This window comes from Kutzneria viridogrisea DSM 43870, assembly GCF_000525635.1.
Lineage (GTDB): Bacteria > Actinomycetota > Actinomycetes > Mycobacteriales > Pseudonocardiaceae > Kutzneria > Kutzneria viridogrisea.
Genome location: NZ_CP007155.1, coordinates 2,519,130 through 2,538,479, shown reverse-complemented (window position 1 = coordinate 2,538,479; position 19,350 = coordinate 2,519,130). Strand labels below are relative to the sequence as shown.

The following is a 19,350-nucleotide window of genomic DNA, read 5'->3' as shown; positions in this document are numbered from 1 at the left end:
TACCGCCTCTCCCTAGTTGCGCCTGTGGGCGCAACGTAGCGAGCAGCAATGAAATCCCGATGAAACGCCAGTGGTGCGACGGTGCCGCGGGTCTGGCGCGTCAGGGCGCAGTCCGACCGTGCAACACGCCTCAATCAACTAGATCGCCAGGTTCTGCACGTTTGTGTAGAGTTTGACCCCGACGCAGCGTCGAGGTACCGCGCTCCACATCCGCAGACTCGTTGTCTGAACAGCCACTTTGGGGTGGCACGGCCGGTCGCGACAGCGGTTGGACTTCACAAATGAAGCTGACCGGCGGGGCGCGGCAGCCGCGGGTGCTATCAACGCCGACCTCATCGCTGAGGACACCCGCCGCGCCGTGCAGGCCGGGCAGGGTTCCCTTCTCGCCGGGCCTGGAAGCCTGTCTCTACGAACACATCATGGGCGACCGGCGCCACGGGTTCTGGCCACCATCAAGCGCAGTCAACTTGTTGAAGTCGGCCGGCTGGAGCCTGCCCCGCACAGGTGATCGGCGTGCTCATCGACCGCGCTGACCACGGTCTGGATCCCGGCCCGGGTCGCCGGTCAGTCGCGTGTGTCGAGCGGAACGTGCAGCGAGAGGTGCGAGGACAGGGCGCGGAGGAAGTCCGGGGCGTCGAAAACCGCGCCCGCGGAGGCGACACCGGTGGTCCTGATCCGGCCGGTGAGGATGCGGTCGACGGCCTCCACCGCGAGCGGGGCGCTGACGGCGTAGATGTCCTGACCGGCGGCGACCACCTGACGTTCCGTGCCGCCGGAGCGGACGAGGACGTCGACGACGAAGGTCTGCGCGGAGCGGCCGCGCTCGTCGACGGCGGTCGGTGCCGAGGCGTCAGTAGCGGACAGGTCGGCAGCCGCCTTGGCGGTCATGTAGGTGCGCACCTCCCGGACGGCCAGGTGGCTGGGAACGGTGACCACGTCGGCCATGGTGAACTCGCCGATGACGCTCCGGGGACCGAGCGGAGGCGGAAAGGGCCACTCCAGGGTCGGCAAAGCGTCGTCGTGGTACTCCAACCGTCCGCCGGTGTAGCGGACACGGCGGCCACCCCGTCGCTGCCCCGATACGGCGCCCGCGGCGAGCGTTCCGGCGGTGGGTTGCCAACTGCTCAGGCCGTAGGCGATGTGCGCCTCGTCCGCCGCCGTCCAGTCGCCCATCGCGGTGGTGACCAACAGGTCGCCGAGGCCGCCGAAGAAGGCCATCGCCGGGACCACTGTGGTGTCCACGGCGCGGGTGCGCTCCGCGAAGTGCGCGAACGTGTCAAGGTTCGCCTCGACCTCGGCCGCCACGTCGACATAAGGGATGCCGGCGCGAAGCGCCGCCTCGACCAGCGGGGCGGCGGTCGTGGCGAAGGGCCCGGCGCAGTTGATCACGGCGGCCGCGCCGTGCAGCGCGCGGTCGAGCGAGGCCGGATCGTCGACCGACGCCTGCCGCGCTTCGAGCCCTGGTTGGGCCTGTGCCAGCGCCAGCAGCTTGTCCTGGTCGCGACCGAGGAGCAGCGGGACGTACCCGCGCTCGCGCAACTCCGCGACCACGAACCGCCCGGTGTGCCCGTAGGCGCCGAACACCGCCACGTTCCGACCCGATCCCATGCCTGCTCCCGCGTGCTCGAAGTGATCCATTGCGGAAATCCTGTCTCGATGGACCATCGGTGCCCAGTGTCCGGAACGACACGACCCATACAATTCCCGACATGAGCTCTGTCCCGCGCTCCATCGCGGTCGCCGCTACCGACGGGATGCTGCACTTCGAGCTGGCCCTGGCCTACGAGGTCTTCGGTTCCGCCCCGGCCGCCCTGCCAGGCCCTTGGTACGACGTCAAGGTGTGCGGCACGCGCGCCGTCAGGGTCGGCCGGTTCCTGCAGGAGCCGGACTGCGGGCTCGAGCTGCTGGCGCACGCCGACACCGTGATCGTCCCCGCCTTGGCGGACGTCGACGAGGACCCGCCGGCCGAACTTGTCGAGGCGGTGCGCGCGGCCCATGAGTCGGGCGCGCGGGTGGTCTCCCTGTGTACGGGCGTGTTCGTGCTCGCCGCCGCCGGCCTGTTGGACGGACTGCGCGCGACCACGCACTGGGCCCACACCGAGGAACTGGCCGCGCGCTATCCCCGAGTGCAGGTCGACCCGGACGTGCTCTACGTCGACAACGGCAACGTGCTCACGTCTGCGGGCAAGGCCGCAGCGATGGACCTGTGCCTGCATCTGGTCCGCCGCGACCACGGCTCGGCGATCGCCAACGTGGTCGCCCGCCGCCTGGTCGTACCGCCCCACCGGGCCGGGGGCCAGGCCCAGTTCGTCACCACACCAGTGCCCGCCCAGGACGGCCATCCCCTGGCCGAGCTGCTCCCCTGGGTGATGCGGCGGCTGGACCAGCCGCTCACCGTGGAGGACCTGGCCCGCCAGGCGAACATGAGCTCGCGCCAGCTGACCCGCCACTTCCGCTCGGTAACCGGCACCACCCCGCTGCAGTGGTTGCTGACGCAGCGAATCCGCCGCGCGCAGGAGCTGCTGGAGACCACCGACGACAGCGTCGACACCATCGCCTCGGCCGCGGGCATGGGCACGGCGACGACACTGCGGCGCCACCTCCACCGCACGATCGGCGTATCGCCAGACGCCTACCGCCGCACGTTCCGGCCGTGAGGCTGCGGTCCTCACCGTGACGGCTCTCGGCCGTCTCAGCAGCCGAAGGGCCACCAGCTCTTTGCGGAAGCGGGAAGTCGTGACCCGACTGGCCTAGCCGATCAGGAACCGCGTCAGAGCGGTGAGCGCTTGGCCCGCGACCCCGCAGCCGCGCTCACGAGGCGCGACGGGGTACCGCACTGTCGCTCGGCCTGTGGCGACAGGTGCGAGGTGCAGACCGGCCGTCCCAAGCGCCGCCTCGGTGTCTTTGTCCGCCACGCAGAAGGAGTAACCACTTCCGGTGTCGAGTTTGCCCGGAGCTGTAGGGTCTCGCCGCGTCCGACATGTCGATCTTTTACGACCTGGGCTTTCCTGGTTGTCTCACGGCCCTGTCACCATGACCAGTCTCAAGTCCGTGGCATTTCCTCGTCCGACACCGGGCAGGTCAGCGGTCGTCCAGCCCATCACCGCTGTTGGCCTATTCCAGGGCGCTCAGGGGCGCACGCGAATGACGGTCTTGCCCTTGCGCCGCTCGGTCGGGTTGAGCGCAGGGACGGCGTCGTCGAGGGTCGCGACGGTTCCGATGTGCGTGCGAAGGCGCCCGTCCCGCACCCGGTCGACGATCTCCACCAGCTGACTCGGAACGGACTCGACGACGAAGTCGACCGCCAAGCCGTCGACAGGGCGAGCCTCAACAGGCCCGACCACCGACACCAGCGTCCCGCCAGGCCGGATGATGCTCGCCGAGCGCCTTTGGATGTCAGCGCCGATGACATCGAAGACCACGTCGACCCCGCCGATGTCGTCGAGATCCCCGGTGGCGAGGTCGAGGAACTCGTTCGTGCCGAAGTCGAGCGCCGCCTGGCGGTCCGCCGCCCGCCCGGTACCGATGACGTAGGCGCCGAACTCCCGGGCGAGCTGCGTCACCACAGACCCGACCGCGCCGGCGGCGCCGTGTACGAGGACGCTCTGCCCCGCCTGAAGACGACCGTGCTGGAACAGGCCTTGCCACGCGGTCAGACCGGAGATCGGCAGGCTCGCACCCACTGTGAAGTCGACGTTCCCCGGCAGCGGCGCAAGGTTGCGTGCCTCCACGGCCGCGTACTCGGCCAGGGTTCCATCGCGGTGCCAGTCCGTGATCCCGAACACCCGCTGTCCCAGCGAGAGTCCCGTCGTGCCGTAGCCGAGGGAGGTGACCACTCCGGCGAACTCGTGGCCGATGATCGCCTGGGCTCGATCGTGACCGGCGCGATCGACCCACGTCGAGGGCCACTCCCACTCCGCGGGGACGAAGCCCGACGCATGGACTTCAACGACGACGTCGTTGATCGCCGGCGTCGGCTCAGGCCGCTCCGCGAGTGTGATCCCGGCTGCTTCCGCGGCCTGATCCGTCGCGACGATTGCCTTCACTGGTACCTCCGTGTATCTCGTGCTCGCCGAGCTCCGGTTGGACTCGACGCGTTTCAGTGGTCCATCCGTCTGTGGTGACGGATCTTGTTGCCGTTCCTGGAGTGGGCTAATCAGCCCACTCCATGGCTTGGGCGCAGAAGTCCGCAGCCAGGGGCTGGGCTTGCAGGTTGGCGTAGGAGTCCGACCCGGCGACTGCGATGTCCCCGGTGCGCAGCTCGGCGGCCAGGTAGGAGAACACGCGGACCTGCCCCTAGGTGACGTCAACGCGCTGCTACCTCCACAGCTACATCGTCGACGGCAAGAAGGACGAGACCAGCACCGGCGAGTCGGCGACACCACACGAACGGCCCAGGACAGCAACACCCACCACGCGCTGGTGTCCGTTCTCATTCATCTTGTCCCGCAAGCATCCTGCTGAGCTGTGCGATGACAACTTCGCTGAGACGAAGTGACCGACAGGGACGCGAGCCGGCACCAAGATCCGGGTTCTCACGGAGGACCGTCTCAACGATCATGTCGGTGCGGACCAGCTCTGACCAGCGGTGTGACACGTTGGCCGAGACCGAGTGCGCCGGATTCTCACCGAAGCTGTCATATTTTCGTGAGCGCTGAGCACTCCCGCGGTCAACTTCCGGTCCGCGGCACAAGCCTGCGTCGGCTCCGGTCCGAAGTGACGAGCCCTGTCGTGCGTGCCCGCGTTCGGACTGACGTGGTGGGTGGTCATCCCGTCCATCCGGTGTGGTGCAGCCAATCCTCGAAGGTCATCAAGTCGGGATGCAGGCGCCGCAGGAGGTTGATGTCCCGGTCCCGGGCGTAGAGATCACGGTCGGCGAAGAACTGGAACATCGCTGCGTAGTCATGGCCGAAGTCGGGGAAGGCGGCGCGCAGGTCGTCGTGCGGCATCGGGCTGTAGGTGGTGGGAGTGCCCGTGACCCGAGCGAAGGTAGCGGCGATCTCGTCGCCGGTGAGGCTGTCGCCGATCACCGCGAGGTCGCGGGTGCCCCAGGACTGCCAGTTGTCGAACATGTGGCAGGCGAACCACGCGATGTCGTCGAGGGCGACGAGCGGGTAGTGGGCGGTACCGAGGGGGAGCCGGAAGGTCAGGCCGCCCCGGCCGACCGGTCGGGGGGTGAGTCGGTCTCGCAGGTTCTCGAAGTACGGCGCCGTGGTCAGTACCGAGACGTGCTCGGTGTACCAGCCGTCGGTCTCCTTGCGGAGCATTTCCTCCGACCGCATCAGGTCGATGTGGGCGGCGACGGCGGCCTTGCTGTCGAAGTGCGGGACGGGGCGGCCGGTCAGGGACACCGCGCTGTCCAACGAGGACCAGATGAAACGCTCCACTCCGGCCCGCTCCGCGGCGGCCAGCAAGTGCAGCCCTTGCCGATACTCACCCACGGCGCTGCCCGTCGCGAAGAAGTCGGTGTTGGCGAACACGCGGTCGGCCGATCCGACCAGGGCGTCGAGGGCAGTCGGGTCGGAGCGGACCAGTCGCACGCGGTCGGGCGCGGTGGCGGCGAGTTCGGTGGCGTGGGCGGACTCCGGGTGGCGGCTGGGGACGGTGATGGTGGCGTCGGTGGTGGCCAACAGGTGCTGGATCACCTGGCTGCCCATGGCTCCGGTGCCGCCGACGACGAGGACGTGGGTCATAGCGTTCCTTCCTGGTGTGTCAGGACGTGTTCGGCCAGCTGGGTGTGGGTGGCAACCCAGACGTCGCCGGACTCACGGATGTGGTCGAGGATCTGGCCGACCATGCCCGCGAGGAGCGGTCGGCCTCCGACGTGGGCGTGGACCGTGAGGTGGAAGACACCCGGGCCGGGTGCGGCGAGCAGTTGATCCAGCAGCGCACGGTGCAGGTCGCGGTAGGCGTACGGGCCGGCCGCAGCGTCGCGGACGTCGGAGTAGTCGCTGTGCATGAGGGAGGCCAGAGGGCCGTGAGCGGTGGACAGGACCTGCGGGAGGTCGTGGTCGCCGTGGTCGCCGGTCCAGCGGTAACCGGCCTCGGCGAGCAACTCGACAGTGTGCTTCGAACCAGTGGCGCGTGGGCTCATCCACCCCGTCGGGCGAACGCCGGTGACTTGGCGAAGGATGTCGGTGCAGCGACGAATATTGGTCCGCTCGGCATCGACATCGAGCAGCGCGGGCACCACGTCCTGGGCCCAGGAGTGTGCGGCGACTTCATGACCCGCCTTGTGCACGGCCCGGACGGTCTCGGGGTGCCGCTCGGCCACCAGTCCATTCACACCGACGGTGGCGGGCAGGTCACCGAGGACGTCGAGCAGCCGCCAGATGCCGGTGGTGACGCCGTAGTCCGCCCAGGAGGTGCTGTGCGTGTCGTCAATGCCGGCCAGCGGCCACGCCGCGGCCATCGGCGCGTAGGCGGGCCAGTGCCCTGGTGACCACAGCTCCAACGCGACTGTGACCAGCGCGACCACCTTCCGCCCGCCCGGCCAGTCGATCTCTGCTCTCATTCGGTTCCCCTGTTCGGTAGCTTCCGCCGTGGACGCTAGTGAGGCGGCAGGTACCTCCAGGTTCCTGGCGGCGGGCTACCGTCGGGGCATGCGTGAGTACTCCGGCAGCGTCTTCCTCGCCGACTGCCCGGCTCGGCTGGCGATCGAGATCATCGCCGACAAGTGGGCGGTGGTCGTGCTGTTCGCGTTGAGCCGGAAACCGTGCAGGCACGGTGAGTTGGTCGGCCTGATCGGCGGAATCTCGCGGAAAGTGCTGACCCAGACGCTGCGGCGGTTGCGGGGGTACGGCCTGGTCGACCGCCACGCCGAGGCCGGGAAGATCGAGTACGTGCTGACAGACTTGGGCCGGACGCTAGTGAAGCCGATCGCCGTGCTGACTGAGTGGGCTCACGAGCACGGCGCGGCCGTGGCGGGATTCCAGGAGTCCACAACGGACTAAGTATATTCGGCCTCTCCCCCAATCCGACAGCAGGAATCTCATCCGCACGGCGCGCATGCCAAACGGATGCCAAAATCACTGAGAATATGCCACGCAGAATGAGAACCTACACGCCTGTAGGGTCTTACTGCCGATGACATACCGATCTTCCCTGAGGTCCGCCGCGGCACCGCGGCGCGTAAGGTCTCGATGCCAACGTCGGCCCAGGACGACACATGTTCCGATGTCTGCCCCGATAACGGACACGGACTGACGTCCCGGGGCCGCCTGGTGCAGTCGCCATGGTATGGGGTTCCAGAAGTCGGCCCACGCATCCAACCTGCGACGACAGGCACGGTCAACGGACACGGCGCGGTATTCGCCACGCTGGTCCGCCTGCTGCCCAAGGCGCTGCGAACGCACCGGCTGGTCACTCCGGAAACGGTCCTGCGCTGGCACCGACGCCTGGTAGCCGCGAAGTGGACCTACCCACACCGCCACGGACAACCACAACTGGGGTTACACAAGGACTCAGGGCGAGCTGCTCAAGCTCGGACACCAGGTCAGTGCCTCCACCATCCGGCGGATCCTGAAACGGGCGCGCATACCTCCCGCGCCGGACCGGCGTACCGACACGACCTGGCGGCAGTTCCTGCGCACGCAGGCCTCGACGAGGCTGGCATGCAATTTCTTCCCTGTCGACTGCGCGCTCACCCTCCAGCGGATCTCCGTGTTCTTCGTGCTGGAAGTCGGCAGCCGCTACGCCCACATCCTCGGCACGACCACCAATCCGGACGGCGGGCGGACCACCCAGCAGATCCGCAACCTCGTGATGGACCTCGGTGACCGAGTCGACGAGTTCAGGTTTCTCATCCGCGACCGGGCTGGCCAGTTCGCGGCCTCATTCGATGCCGTCCTGGCTGACGTGGCCATCAAGACGGTAAAGATCCCACCACGTTGCCCACGGGCGAACTGCTACGCCGAACGCTTCGTACTCACCGCTAGATCCGAACTCACCGACCGCATGCTGATCCTGAGCCAGCGGCATCTGCACACCGTGCTCGCCGAATACGTCCAGCACTACAACGGTCGACGGCCGCACCGGTCCCGCAGGCTTCGACCACCCCGGCCGACCTACCCAGTGGCGAACCTCAACTCCCAGCGGATCAAGCGACAGCGGCTCCTCGGAGGCCTGATCAACGAATACGAACGCGCCGCGTAAAACTACTGGTCAGAGCCGGTGACTGACTTTTGGAACCCCACACGTCAGGTGGAGCTTGACCGCGGGCCAGGCTCGCAGGTCGTTCACCTCGCGGCGCAACACATCCCGTTCGGTGCGGGCCTCATCAACGTCTGCCTGTCGTCTCACACATCACGAGGACAGAACACCAACCCACTGAGGTCGAGCAGCTGCAGACGACGTGAGGTGGCGACGTGTACCAGTGTGGACAGCTCGTGGAAGCCGCGCGCACGGACAGGTCGGGGTGGCAGGTTCGAGCCCCGTGACACTGCGGAGCGTTGTCCGAGCGAATGGTCCACTCGGGCCGTCCCCGACCTGTGGACGGGGACGGTGATCCCGGTTGACGCTACGCCACGATGGCGCGTGCCTCTCACCTCATCCGTGTCGCAAGCACAGGGATCCCCATTGGAATCCCGCGCCGATGGCGGACATGACGTAGGTGTCGCCGCGCCGGACCAGCTGCTGGCTGAAGGACTGGTGCAGTGCGGTGAACACGCCGGCCGACCCGGTGTTGCCGAGTCGGTCGACGGTGATCGGTGCCCGGTGCCCGGGGACACCAAGCTTGTCCATCGTGGCGGTGATGATGTTCAGATTCGCTTGGTGGACAAAGAAGTGGGTGATCTCGCCGACCGGTAGCCCGGCCCGGTCGACCGCGTTGAGAATGCTTTCGGGCAGGCGCCTGGTCGCGGTGTCCCACACGGCCCGGCCGTCCATCTTCAGAAAGTGTTTCCTGTCCGTGACCGTCTGTGCTGTGACGGGGAGCCGGGAACCGCCGGCCGGGATCTGCACGCCGTAGGACAGCTCCGACCCGAAGTCCCAGCCGAGCAGGCCGGCACCGGGGGTCGACGATCTGGTCAGCACGACCGCTGCCGCCGCGTCACCGAAGAACACCCGCGTGGTGCGCTCCTGAGGATCCGTCACCCGTGAGGCACAGTCCGCGGCGATGACCAGGACCACCTCCGCCGCAGCGGTCTGCAACAGGTGCACGCCGAGCAGCATCGCCTGAACGCCGTTGGCGCACGCGGCCTGGGTGATGTCGAGGGTGAGCGCCCGGTGCGCGCCCAACCCGTCCTTGACGATCAACGCGGTGGCGGGCAGCGGTTGGTCGTTGGTATAGGTGGCGACGATGATCACGTCGACGTCCTCGGCGGTCAGCCCGGCCGCGGTCAGCGCGGATCGCGCCGCGGATCCGCACATGTCCGAGGTGGCCTGGTCGGGTGCCAGCCAGCGACGCTCGCGGATGCCTGTCCTGCTGACGATCCACTCGTCTGAGGTGTCCACCATCTCGGCGAGCTGGTGGTTGGTCACGGTCGCAGCGGGCAGGTGCAGCCCGGTACCGGCGACCGTGACGGGCACGGACAGGCCCGAGCCGGCCAGGCGGTCGATCAGCGCGGTCACCGGGCGCTCCCGGCTGCCGTGTTGCGTTCCGGCCTGAGTTGCAGTTCCAGGTCGGTGTAGAAACGGCCAGACCCGCAGGGCAGACCGAGCAGGATGCGGCGGGCCGCTTCACCGGTCAGCGCACCGCCCAGAGCGACACCTGAGGCCAGCTGCGGCCAACTGCTCAGGGTGCGGCCGATCTGTCCGAAGGACGCGGCGAGTTCCGGGCTGATCCGGTCCGCGTCGACCATGGCCAGGATCAGGTTGACCCTGTCCTCGCGGCTCAGCTCCAGCATGTCCACGGACTTCACGTCGCCGAGCAGCCCGTGCAGCAGGGGCCGGTCGGGCTCGTGGTCGAATCTTTCGATGTCGAGCATGCCTCGGTCGTTGCAGTCCATCACGACTGGGATGCCCAGCTCACGCGCGTGTTCCCTGGCCGCGATCTTCACCCACGGCGTGTCGCACTCCTCAACGAGCAGGTCGATCGGCCCGTTGCCGCCGGTGAAGAAGTCCGCGATGTTGTGCTCGGTCAGGCCGTCCCGGTAGATCTCGATGTCCAGGTACGGATCGATCTCGAACATTTGCCGGGCGGAGATCACCGCCTTGTTCACGCCCAGGTGGTGCACGCCCGCGCGCAGCCGGTTGAGGTTGGACAGGCTGAACTCGTCGAAGTCGGCGAGCTTGTACGCGCCGCCGATGCCCTCCAGCGCGAAGGTGACGGCGGCGCTGTTGCCGACCGACAGCCCGATGATCCCGATCGTGTTGCCCAGCAGACGGCGCTGTTCAGGGCGTTCGATCTTGCCGCGGTTGCGGTCGGTGCGTACCAAGCGGAACTCCTCGCGTGGCAGCACGTGCACGAGCCGCTGCGACCACGGGTACCAGGCCCAGGTGCCGTACTCCCACGCGTCGAGCCCGGCCAGTTGGTCGTTCTTCTTGCGCTGGATCTCAATCGGGTCGGTACAGGCCGGTTCACGGCTGCGGACCAGTTCGGTGAGCTGCTCGTCGATCGTGTCGTGGACCTCGCGCACGTCACCGGAGGCCAGCAGCGCGGTCAGCGCGTCGACATCGGACGTCCGGCGGGGCTCGAACAGCACCGGCTGCCACACGCCGCGGTCGGCGCAGTCCGCGTTGGCGAGGCCCACCGGGGCAGGGCGGCCCGACGACAAGTCGGACACCAGCCGCGCGTGGCCCGCGGCGGCGATGGCGGGGAACTCCTCACGAAGCTGGTCGACGAGTTCGGCGTACTGGCCCGCGCCGTCGGCGACGCGGTGGAACATCACCACCACGTCCTCGGTGTACTGCTCGACGTAGGCGCGGGTGCCCGGCATGCTGCGGAAGCCGAACCTTTCATGGAAGCGGTCCTGACCGTCCCTGGTGCCTGAGGTGCCGATCATCGCCTTCGCGCCGAGATGGTGTGCCGCCGCGATCGCCAGCCCGTTCAGGTACAGACCCAGCCCCAGTTTGCGAGCCCGGTGCTCGACAACGAGTCTGCTGTGCTCGAACGCGTCCCCGACCGCGACGCCCTCGGACCGCAGCAGTTCCTCGTATCGCGATGCGCCCAGGTAGGCGCGGGACTGGAAAAGGTCGCCGGTCGCCGGCGTGGACAGCCTGATGTAGCCCAGTGGTGGCCCGTCCGGCTCCCGCCGGGCGATGAAGTGCCAGGCGCCGAAATCCAGGTTCTGGTCGTCGAGGTGTGTGCCGTCGGTACGCGCGAAGGCCGGTCGGCGGCCGTGGTCGAAAAGGATCCGTGCCCTGAGTTCGCGCATCGACTCAAGCAGGGCCGGGTCACCGTTGCGGTCGCACGACGCGAGATAGGCCGTGACGTGCCACTGCGGCGTTCCGACTAATTGCTGTCCGATCTGCTGTGACATCGATTCCCCGGTGCCATAGTGGTTGGTGTCCGTCACGGATCGCCTTTTCTGATGATGCGATCGCTCGCCGGAAGGTTCTCAGGGGTAGCGCGAACCAACCGATCGAGCGACAGGAGGTTCCGGTGGCCTGTTGAAATCACAGTCCGAATCGGGTCGACCGGAAGGGTAGCAGCAGTTGAACCGCACTACCCAAAAAAGGCTGGATGGAGGTTGGTCTTTCACTCGCACGGGCAAGAAAGTGCACCAATTCCCGACTTGATCAACTCTTGGTTGCGTCAATGTCAGGCAGAAGCGATGATGATCACTCGAACGGGTACTCGATCGAATGTGATGCATGCCGCACGAGTTACTGCTCGTCACGGTGATTGCGTCCACAACCAGCGAGGCACGTGATGTGTGGTTGTCCATCACGGTCGCATGTGGACATGACGGACGACACGCGAAGCGAGATGGCAGCGTGTGGGCCGGGTTGTGATCATCCGATGACCTGATGACCATCACTGGTGGTTGCGCCGCTGCAACCGTCGGATCGCTCGACCGTCCGACAAGATCGCCGGTTTACGCCGCTCGCCATTCGGCATGTGGAACGCTCTGTCATCAGTCCTGCCCGTTACTGTTTGGCGTGTCAGGGAGCGACGCTCTGACCTGCGACATGACATTCCCTTTGGGAAACAAGGGGTGCGTGGCCCGTTCAGTGGCTCTCTGGGGTGTGCGGCCAGCCGTCGCTTTCTCGATGATCATGTCAAGGTATGCGTCGACGAAGAACTCCATCAATTTCAGTCCGCATCAAAAACGGTTGGGATGCAATATTCCGCACCGATTTATCGAAATCAGCGAACAACAATCGAGCCAACTCCAGCCGGGACTCGTAGATCACATGATCGGACGTGGGGGCACACCAGTAACTGCCTGAATAGTGCCTCTGTCCGTGGTACCAGCGGAAAGTCCTCCATGGGACCGCTGAGCGAAACACCTCGATGTCGATGTCGGCCTACGCTCGATCATCGTCGACGGTGCCGTCCTCGAAGCGGACAGCGACCAACGCCCACTCGGTGGCGATCTCGTCGCTGGACATCACCGCCCCCTACATCATGTTCGTAGCGTCACCACCATGACACGTGGCCGCGCTGCCGCGACCACTCCAAACGAGCGAAAAGATCACGCCTGTCCAATTCCCGTGGCCCATGAGCCAGACAAGGGCCACCGAAGGTGAGAAAGGGCCATCAGAAATGTGACCCTACAATAAATCCTATTTAGCCGGGTGCGTAGCCCCCCCCGGCATAGTCGTCTCCGCTGTACCTGTAGGGCTGAATTTTGACTACCTGTCCGAAGTCCGGCGCGTCGATCATCATCTCGCCGCCGATGTAGAGCCAGACGTGGTGAATGTACACGCTGGTGCCGTAAAAGACGAGAGCGCCCGGCAGAAGTGGCTGCCCGTCCGACACGCGCGGCCCCTGTCCTGGTCGAGAATCCGGTCAGTAGCCTTGGCCTGCTGATTTGCCGCATTCGATGATCGACGGGCCGTGGCTGCTCGACTGCTGTACCAGGTCTTGCCCCAGGGATTGGTCTGGCCGGCGCTGCTCGCCCGGTCCTCAGCATCCAAGGACACGGAGATACTCACGCTTCGCCACGAGGTCGTGGTGCTGCGCCGCACCAACCCACGCCCGCAGTTCAACTGGGCCGGCCGGGCGGTGCTCACGGCCTTGTCCCGGCTCCTACCGAAATCCCTGGGTGTCTGCCGCATCGTCGCTCCCACCACGTTGCCGCAGCGGCATTGCCCCCTGATGGCCGCGAGGCGGCGCCAACCGAAGCCGCCAGGTCGGCCACCGATCAGTGACGAGATCACCGCACTGATCGCCCGCCTGGCGACGGACAACCGGACCTGGGGCGTCATCCAAGGCGAGCTGCGTCGGCTCGGGCACCGCGTCGCCGGGCCCACGTGCTCGGCGCCACCAACCACCCGACCAGAGCCTGGGGAGCCCAACTGGCCCGCAACCTGACCGCGGATCTTGAAAGCGCCGGACACCGCTTCACCCACCTGATCCGCGACCGAGACGCCAAGTTCACCGCGGCATCCGACGCGGTGTTCGCCTCAATCGGCGTCGACACGGTGCTCACCGCGCCGCAGACGCAGCGGATGAACGCGATCGGCGAGCGGTGGATCTCCTCCGTCCGCCGCGAGTACACCGACCGGATTCTCATCACCGGCCGCAGCCACCTCCACGAAGTGCTCGACGCTTACGTCAAGCACTACAACGCCGGCCGCAGTCACCAAGGTCGGAGCGTTGGCTACGCGCGCCCGATGACGACCCGAAGGTGATCCCATTGCCCACCACGCCAGACCGGATCAAGCACAGGCGACACCTCGGAGGACTACTCAACGAGTACCAACCCGCCGCCTAAAACCCCAGCTCACAGCCAGTGACAGGATTTTCGACCAGGACGGACGCCCGATCTACCCGGACACCATCACCGAGCAGTTCAACAAGCTGGTCGACCGGGCCAAGCTGTCGCTGATCACCCTGCACGACCTGCGGCACAGCTACGCGACCATCGCGCTGCGGTCCGGGGTACACCCGAAGATCGTGAGCAGTCGACTCGGCCACTCCCGGGTCGCCTTCACTCTGGACATGTACTCGGCGGACGTCCCTGATCTCGACAAGCAGGCTGCCGAGGACATCGGTGGTCTATTTCTGCCGAAGCCTGATCACGAGCCCAGAGAGGAGCAGTAGCGGCAGGGTAGCTACCACTTCAGCTACCGACCCGAAGAGACTCCGACATTCCCGGCGTGCCCGAAATAGAGAAGTGGCCCCCGACCATGCAGGTTGGGGGCCACTTCTCGTCAGCGTGGGCGATACAGGGATCGAACCTGTGACCTCTTCGGTGTGAACGAAGCGCTCTCCCGCTGAGCTAATCGCCCGGGTTGTTCGCCGCTCTCGCGGTGATGTCAGTACCTTACAGGATCAACCCCGCAGAAGTGAAACCGGGGGGCTTGGTCACTCCGCGGGCCCGCCACCTGCGAAAACACCGAACACCGCACACGCGTGAACACGCCCAGTGATGTGGATCACTCAGTTGCCGGCCTGTCCGCTGCCGAGCACCTGGGTGGGCTTGTCGGGCAGGGACTTGCCGGGCTCGAGGGAGATCGCGAAGCCCTTGTGGGCGGCGGCAGCAGCCGACCAGTCGATCGTCTCGGGCCCGCTGCCGCCGCTGGCGACGTCGAACCGGCTCAGGGCCACCGGCTTGCCGGTGGGGGCGCTCAGGCCCCAGACGACGTAGCTGGTGTCGGCGGCGTTGGGGGCCAGCCCGGAGGGGACCACGGCGGCACCCTTGTCGCTGCTGAGCAGCACGGCGACCTGCTGCCCCGAGCCGCCGCTGAGCACGGCCCTGCGCATGGACGGGTCGGTGACCACGCCGAGGACCTGGGCCTGCGCCTGCTGCTGCTGGCTCACCTGGTTGAGCTGGTAGCCGAGCACCCCGGCGACCCCGCCGAGCACGAGCACCAGAACGGCGGCAGCGGCGAGCAGCCCCCGGCCGAGGGGGCGGGGACGCCGCGAGTCCAGGTCGGCCACGCCGGGCGGCTGGGTGTCGAGCACGGCGTCGGCCGGGAACGGGAACGCCTCGAAGGCGGCCTGCGGGGTGCGCTCGGCCAGCTGCATGACCCGGTCACGCAACCCGGCGGGCGGCTCCTCCTGGGGTACGGCGGAGCCGAGCAGGGCGCCGAGCTGCTCGGTGGAGCGGACCGTCTCCTGGCACACCGGGCAGGTCGGCAGGTGCAGCCGGGCCGCGTTCTCCTCGTCGGGTTCCAGCGCGTGCAAAGCCCACCCGACCGCCAACTGCTCGTTCGGGCAGTGCCCGTTCTCACTCACCGTGCTCACCACTGCGCCCCCGTCCTGACATCGCCCAGCAGCGAGGACAGCAGGCCCCGCAGTCGCCGGATCCCGGCGAAGGTCCGCGACTTGACCGTGCCCAGCGGCAGACCGGTCAGCGCGGACACCTCGCACTGGGTGTACCCGCCGAAGTAGGCGAGCGCGATCACTTCACGTTGCTCCTCGGGCAGCCGGCCGAGCGCCTCGCGCACCTGGCCGCCGACCACCCCGTCCAGCGCCTTCTCGTCGGCCCCTGGCCCCGCGGGCACCACGTGGTCGGTGACCTCCCCGTCACCGGGCACAGCGCGCTTGCGGTGCACGCTCTCCCTGCGCACGGCGTCCACCGCGCGGTGGTGCACCAGCGTGAGCAGCCAGCTGGCGAAACCACCGCGCTGCGGGTCGTAGCGGGAGGGGTCGCGCCACAGCGCGAGGAACGCCTCCTGGACCACGTCCTCGGCGAGGTCGGGGTCCACGCACACGCGCCTGGCCAGTGAATAGGCCTGGCGGCAGTACCGGTCGTAGATCGTGCCGAAGGCCCTGCGATCCCCGCCGCTGACCCGTCCGACCAGCTCGGCATCCGAGGGCGGGTCGACGAGGGACGCCCCGTCCTGGCCGCTGCCGGACGATGGTCGGCGGGAGGGCGGGACGGGCGTGTCAGCCACCACGGAAATCCTCACGTCCAACATTCGCGCAACATGCGGTACCGGGTTCAGGTTAAACCCAGCAAGATGGGGAGCGTCGGAGAGAGGGCCTCACACAGCGGAGTCGACCGGTCACCCTGGGAGAGCTTCCTGGCCCGGACGGGTGAAGTAGGTCGTCTCTACGAGCGGTGTCCCTCACTTCGGCGTCACAACAGAGGAGCTCGGTCGTTTCCTTGGCCGGGAAGGGAGCAGAAGGGTAACGACGATGCGCAACGACCATGTGACGCTCCGCTCGACGGCGGTGTTCGACCTGCTCGCCCCGCGAACCCCAGCGGTCCCGGTGCAGGTCGAGCTGCGCTATGACACCAGGGACCCCTATGCCGTGGTGGCCGCGTTCCGCACCGGCCGCGCCGGCTGGGTCGAGTGGTGCTTCGCCAGAGACCTGCTGGCCGACGGCCTGATCGCCGAGGCCGGTGACGGCGATGTCCGCATCCACCCCGCCACCGACGACCCCGAGGTCGTGGCGGTCGAGCTGAACTCACCCTCGGGTCACGCCACCTTCGAGGCCTCCGCCGAGGAACTGGCCGACTTCCTGGACCGCACCTACGACGTGGTCGTGCCCGGCAACGAGCACCTCTGGGTCAACGTGGACCAGGCGCTCACCCACTTGATCTCCAACGACCTGACCTGAGCCCACCAACCTCCTCACCAGGGACGATGTCGTTTCCGACCCCCCGATTTGATCCAGGAGGAGGCGTTCGGATAAAGTTCTCCTCGCACCACGGAGAACGGGTTCCACCGGAAAGCCTCGGCGGACACGGTGACCCCCGATCCGGGGAGCGTGCGGACGTAGCGCAGTTGGTAGCGCATCACCTTGCCAAGGTGAGGGTCGCGAGTTCGAGTCTCGTCGTCCGCTCGGCAACGGCCTTCGACATTCAGGTCGGTGTCCCAGGCTGCGCAAGCAGTCGGGCAGCTGGCGGAGTGGCCGAGTGGTTTAGGCAAGGGCCTGCAAAGCCCTGTACACGGGTTCGATTCCCGTCTCCGCCTCGGGCGATTAGCTCAGTGGGAGAGCACTACCTTGACACGGTAGGGGTCACTGGTTCAATCCCAGTATCGCCCACCAGATTTTTTGGTGGCACCAAAGGCTCGGTTCTGGATTCAGAACCGAGCCTTTGTGCGTCTCCGGTCACGCGGTAGCATCACGACTACCTCCGCCAGAGTGATGTCCCGGAGGTGTACCCATGATTCGGTTCCCAGCTCTGCTGGGCTGCCTTGCGGTGGTCCTCGGCTGCCTGACGGCGCCGGCGGCACAGGCCGCGGCGCCCACGGTGACGGTGAACCCGGCGGGCAGCGGCCACGTCGGCCAGGGATTCGCCGGTTTCAGTTACGAGAAGGACCGGGTCGGTGCGGGCATGTTCGACGCGGCGGACGCCGACCTCGTGCGGCTGTTCCGGCTGTTGGGGCCCAGCGTGCTGCGGATCGGCGGCAACCTGGTCGACATCGTGAACTGGAACCCGAAGGGCGCGGGCGGCTCGGCCACCGAGGTGGCCCGCCCCGACGTGGTCAGGCTGGCGGCCTTCCTGAGGGCCACCGGCTGGCAGGTGATCTACGGCATCAACCTGAAGACCAACACCCCGGCCAACGCCGCCGACGAGGCGCAGTTCGCGGCGCGCACCCTGGGCAGCTCGCTGCTCGCGTTCGAGATCGGCAACGAGCCGAACTTCTACCGCACCGAGCAGACCTACGAACAGTCCTATGAGGACTACGTGGGCGCGATCCGCGCCAAGGTGCCCGGGGCGCGGTTCGACGGGCCCGGCGTGACCAACGGCCACAGCGCCTGGCTGGCCCCGTTCACGGCCAAGGAGAAGGACAACGGCCTGGCCGTGCTGACGATGCACAGCTACATCGGTGACCAGACCACCGGGACCATCCCCGGCATGTTGGCCTCCAACGGCTCGGGCGTGTTCAGCAAGGACCAGGAGGCGTTGCGCGATGCCAAGGCCGCCGGCCACATCCCGCAGTGGCGGATGAGCGAGGCCAACTCGTACTACCACGGCGGCACCGCGGGCGTGAGCAACGTGCAGGCGGCCGCGCTGTGGACCCTGGACTTCATGCGGGGCATCGCCGCGCGCGACGGGGACGGGGTCAACTTCCACGGCGGCACCTCGACCCAGTTCCCGCTGAACTACTCCCCCATCGTCTACTCGGGACTGACCCCGACCGGGGTCCAGGGCGTCTACTACGGCGAACTGCTGTGGCGGCTCGCCGGGACCGGTGCGCTGCACGCCGCGACGGTCAGCGGGGCCGCCGACCTGACCGCGTGGGGCATCGGCAACAACCTCGTGCTGAACAACAAGGGCACGTCCGCGCAGACGCTGACGGTCACCCTGTCCTCGCGCGCCGCCACTGCCGCCGAGTACGTGCTGACCGCCCCGGCGCTGAACTCCACTGCCATCACCATCGCCGGGTCCGGTGTGGACCAGCACGGTTCCTTCCACCCCACGCCGAACTCGTTGCGCGTGCACGGGAAGACCCTGTCCGTCACCGTACCCGCGGGCAGCGCGACGCTGCTCGTCACGAGCTGAGGTCGTGCCCGCCCGGCGGTCCAGCCGGGCGGGCACCACGGTTCGCGCACCGGGCGAAGGCGGTCCAGCGGGGCGACGAGCCAGGGACCGCGATGCCGTGCGAGAGGTGCTGGCAGACGAGCAGCACCAGGGCGGCCACGACCTGGCCGGCAGGTGGGTCAGCGCTGGTGACGCAGCAGCACGACGCGCTCGTCGAAGGTCCGGGTCTCGACCAGCCGCAGGTCCAAGCGCTGCCCGGCCCTGGCGAACACGGGCTTGCCGCCGCCGAGCAGCACGGGGTGCACGAACACGCAGTACTCGTCGATCAGGCCCTGCTCGGTCAGCGCGGAGGCGAGGGCGGAACCGCCGAACAGCACGAGGTTGTTGCCGGGCTGGGCCTTGAGCTCGGCGAGCTCCGCGGGACCGGTGAGCACCCGCGTGTTCCAGTCGGCCTTCTCCAGGGTGCGTGAGACCACGATCTTGGGCGTCTCGCGCCAGATCGGGGCGAACTTCACGTCGTGCGGGTCGGTGGACAGCTCCTCGGCCCTTGGCCAGTAGCCGGACATCATCTCCCACACCACGCGCCCGTACAGGAAGGCGTCGGCGAACTCGGTCAGCTCGTGGGAGTAGGCGGACAGCTCCGGGCCCATCAGCGGCCAGTCGAACTCACCGTTGGGGCCCTCGATGAACCCGTCGAGGGACTGGTGCACGAAGTGAACGATCTTGCTGCCCATGGCGAGCCTCTTTCCTGAGTCGTTACCACTACCGACCGCCCGTTCCCGCGGAACTCATCGGACAGGCCGCTGTGATGGCGGTCACTGACAGGACAGTCACGGCAACCACACCCATCCGCCGT

At 67.5% G+C, this 19,350-nt stretch carries 17 protein-coding genes, 4 tRNA genes and 2 pseudogenes; 10 read left to right on the top strand and 13 right to left on the bottom strand.

The annotated features are described in order from the left end of the window. Nucleotides 1–564: 564 nt before the first annotated feature. Nucleotides 565–1,608: a saccharopine dehydrogenase NADP-binding domain-containing protein gene (locus KALB_RS11595; protein ID WP_025355883.1), complete on the bottom strand. Its 1,044-nt coding sequence runs from the start codon at nt 1,606–1,608 to the stop codon at nt 565–567. Nucleotides 1,609–1,709: 101 nt separating this feature from the next. On the opposite strand from KALB_RS11595, the gene KALB_RS11590 reads away from it, so the two are divergent. Further along, a complete protein-coding gene (locus KALB_RS11590) occupies nt 1,710–2,657 on the top strand; it encodes a helix-turn-helix domain-containing protein (RefSeq protein ID WP_025355882.1) in 948 nt (315 codons plus the stop codon). Between the two features lie 93 nt (nt 2,658–2,750). Here the strand turns inward: KALB_RS11590 and KALB_RS50080 are convergent. The 5 genes and pseudogenes from KALB_RS50080 to KALB_RS11575 form a co-directional block, all read right to left on the bottom strand. After that, nucleotides 2,751–2,930, bottom strand: a pseudogene (locus tag KALB_RS50080) (GNAT family N-acetyltransferase); the annotation flags it as partial. Between the two features lie 198 nt (nt 2,931–3,128). Continuing rightward, nucleotides 3,129–4,046 carry an NADP-dependent oxidoreductase gene (locus KALB_RS11585; RefSeq protein ID WP_025355881.1) on the bottom strand — a complete coding sequence of 306 codons (918 nt, stop codon included), beginning with the start codon at nt 4,044–4,046 and terminating at the stop codon, nt 3,129–3,131. Nucleotides 4,047–4,152: 106 nt separating this feature from the next. Then, entirely contained in the window at nt 4,153–4,284 is a 132-nt protein-coding gene (locus KALB_RS49800) for a hypothetical protein (RefSeq protein ID WP_268872245.1), read from the bottom strand. A 482-nt stretch (nt 4,285–4,766) separates the two neighbouring features. Continuing rightward, a complete protein-coding gene (locus tag KALB_RS11580; RefSeq protein WP_025355880.1) occupies nt 4,767–5,693 on the bottom strand; it encodes an NmrA family NAD(P)-binding protein in 927 nt (308 codons plus the stop codon). Beyond that, nucleotides 5,690–6,412, bottom strand: coding sequence for a polysaccharide deacetylase family protein (locus tag KALB_RS11575; RefSeq protein ID WP_201771908.1), 723 nt, complete (start codon nt 6,410–6,412; stop codon nt 5,690–5,692). The genes KALB_RS11580 and KALB_RS11575 overlap by 4 nt, the downstream gene beginning before the upstream one ends. 190 nt (nt 6,413–6,602) lie before the next feature. On the opposite strand from KALB_RS11575, the gene KALB_RS11570 reads away from it, so the two are divergent. Together KALB_RS11570 and KALB_RS48485 are read left to right on the top strand one after the other, a co-directional pair. Then, complete coding sequence (locus KALB_RS11570; protein WP_025355878.1) at nt 6,603–6,953, top strand: winged helix-turn-helix transcriptional regulator; 351 nt, start codon at nt 6,603–6,605, stop codon at nt 6,951–6,953. A gap of 709 nt (nt 6,954–7,662) precedes the next feature. Next, on the top strand, nt 7,663–8,154 hold the full coding sequence (locus tag KALB_RS48485) for an integrase core domain-containing protein (RefSeq protein WP_236650229.1): 492 nt from the start codon (nt 7,663–7,665) through the stop codon (nt 8,152–8,154). A gap of 393 nt (nt 8,155–8,547) precedes the next feature. Here KALB_RS48485 and KALB_RS11560 read toward each other — a convergent pair whose 3' ends face one another. The 3 genes and pseudogenes from KALB_RS11560 to KALB_RS11550 form a co-directional block, all read right to left on the bottom strand. Beyond that, nucleotides 8,548–9,570 carry a 3-oxoacyl-ACP synthase III family protein gene (locus KALB_RS11560; RefSeq protein ID WP_042220326.1) on the bottom strand — a complete coding sequence of 341 codons (1,023 nt, stop codon included), beginning with the start codon at nt 9,568–9,570 and terminating at the stop codon, nt 8,548–8,550. Further along, a complete protein-coding gene (locus tag KALB_RS11555; protein ID WP_236650228.1) occupies nt 9,567–11,456 on the bottom strand; it encodes a ThiF family adenylyltransferase in 1,890 nt (629 codons plus the stop codon). Before KALB_RS11555 ends, KALB_RS11560 begins: the two co-directional genes overlap by 4 nt. A 1,217-nt stretch (nt 11,457–12,673) precedes the next feature. Continuing rightward, nucleotides 12,674–12,874 (bottom strand): annotated as a pseudogene (locus KALB_RS11550) (NlpC/P60 family protein); the annotation flags it as partial. A 485-nt stretch (nt 12,875–13,359) separates the two neighbouring features. Between KALB_RS11550 and KALB_RS48480 the strand changes: the two are divergent. Both KALB_RS48480 and KALB_RS50170 read left to right on the top strand, forming a co-directional pair. After that, on the top strand, nt 13,360–13,740 hold the full coding sequence (locus tag KALB_RS48480) for an integrase core domain-containing protein (protein ID WP_051913336.1): 381 nt from the start codon (nt 13,360–13,362) through the stop codon (nt 13,738–13,740). A gap of 4 nt (nt 13,741–13,744) precedes the next feature. Then, nucleotides 13,745–14,152, top strand: a complete 408-nt coding sequence (locus tag KALB_RS50170) for a tyrosine-type recombinase/integrase (RefSeq protein ID WP_081789297.1) — start codon at nt 13,745–13,747, stop codon at nt 14,150–14,152. Between the two features lie 116 nt (nt 14,153–14,268). On the opposite strand, the gene KALB_RS11540 is transcribed toward KALB_RS50170, so the two are convergent. From KALB_RS11540 to KALB_RS11530, 3 genes are all read right to left on the bottom strand, one after another. Continuing rightward, nucleotides 14,269–14,340 (bottom strand) — tRNA-Val (locus tag KALB_RS11540). A gap of 151 nt (nt 14,341–14,491) precedes the next feature. After that, the gene (locus tag KALB_RS11535) at nt 14,492–15,289 is read right to left on the bottom strand and encodes an anti-sigma factor (RefSeq protein ID WP_148309435.1); all 798 of its coding nucleotides are present in this window, start codon (nt 15,287–15,289) and stop codon (nt 14,492–14,494) included. A 5-nt stretch (nt 15,290–15,294) separates the two neighbouring features. Beyond that, entirely contained in the window at nt 15,295–15,951 is a 657-nt protein-coding gene (locus tag KALB_RS11530) for an RNA polymerase sigma factor (protein WP_236650227.1), read from the bottom strand. Nucleotides 15,952–16,195: 244 nt separating this feature from the next. On the opposite strand from KALB_RS11530, the gene KALB_RS11525 reads away from it, so the two are divergent. From KALB_RS11525 to KALB_RS11505, 5 genes are all read left to right on the top strand, one after another. Further along, nucleotides 16,196–16,621 carry an SsgA family sporulation/cell division regulator gene (locus KALB_RS11525; RefSeq protein ID WP_025355871.1) on the top strand — a complete coding sequence of 142 codons (426 nt, stop codon included), beginning with the start codon at nt 16,196–16,198 and terminating at the stop codon, nt 16,619–16,621. Between the two features lie 152 nt (nt 16,622–16,773). After that, nucleotides 16,774–16,846 (top strand) — tRNA-Gly (locus KALB_RS11520). Nucleotides 16,847–16,905: 59 nt separating this feature from the next. Next, nucleotides 16,906–16,977: transfer RNA gene (locus tag KALB_RS11515), tRNA-Cys, on the top strand. 1 nt (nt 16,978) lies between these two features. Beyond that, nucleotides 16,979–17,053: transfer RNA gene (locus tag KALB_RS11510), tRNA-Val, on the top strand. A gap of 118 nt (nt 17,054–17,171) precedes the next feature. After that, nucleotides 17,172–18,515: a hypothetical protein gene (locus KALB_RS11505; RefSeq protein ID WP_042220325.1), complete on the top strand. Its 1,344-nt coding sequence runs from the start codon at nt 17,172–17,174 to the stop codon at nt 18,513–18,515. Nucleotides 18,516–18,673: 158 nt separating this feature from the next. Here the strand turns inward: KALB_RS11505 and KALB_RS11500 are convergent, their stop codons facing one another. Further along, nucleotides 18,674–19,228, bottom strand: a complete 555-nt coding sequence (locus KALB_RS11500; protein ID WP_025355869.1) for a dihydrofolate reductase family protein — start codon at nt 19,226–19,228, stop codon at nt 18,674–18,676. Nucleotides 19,229–19,350 lie beyond the last annotated feature (122 nt).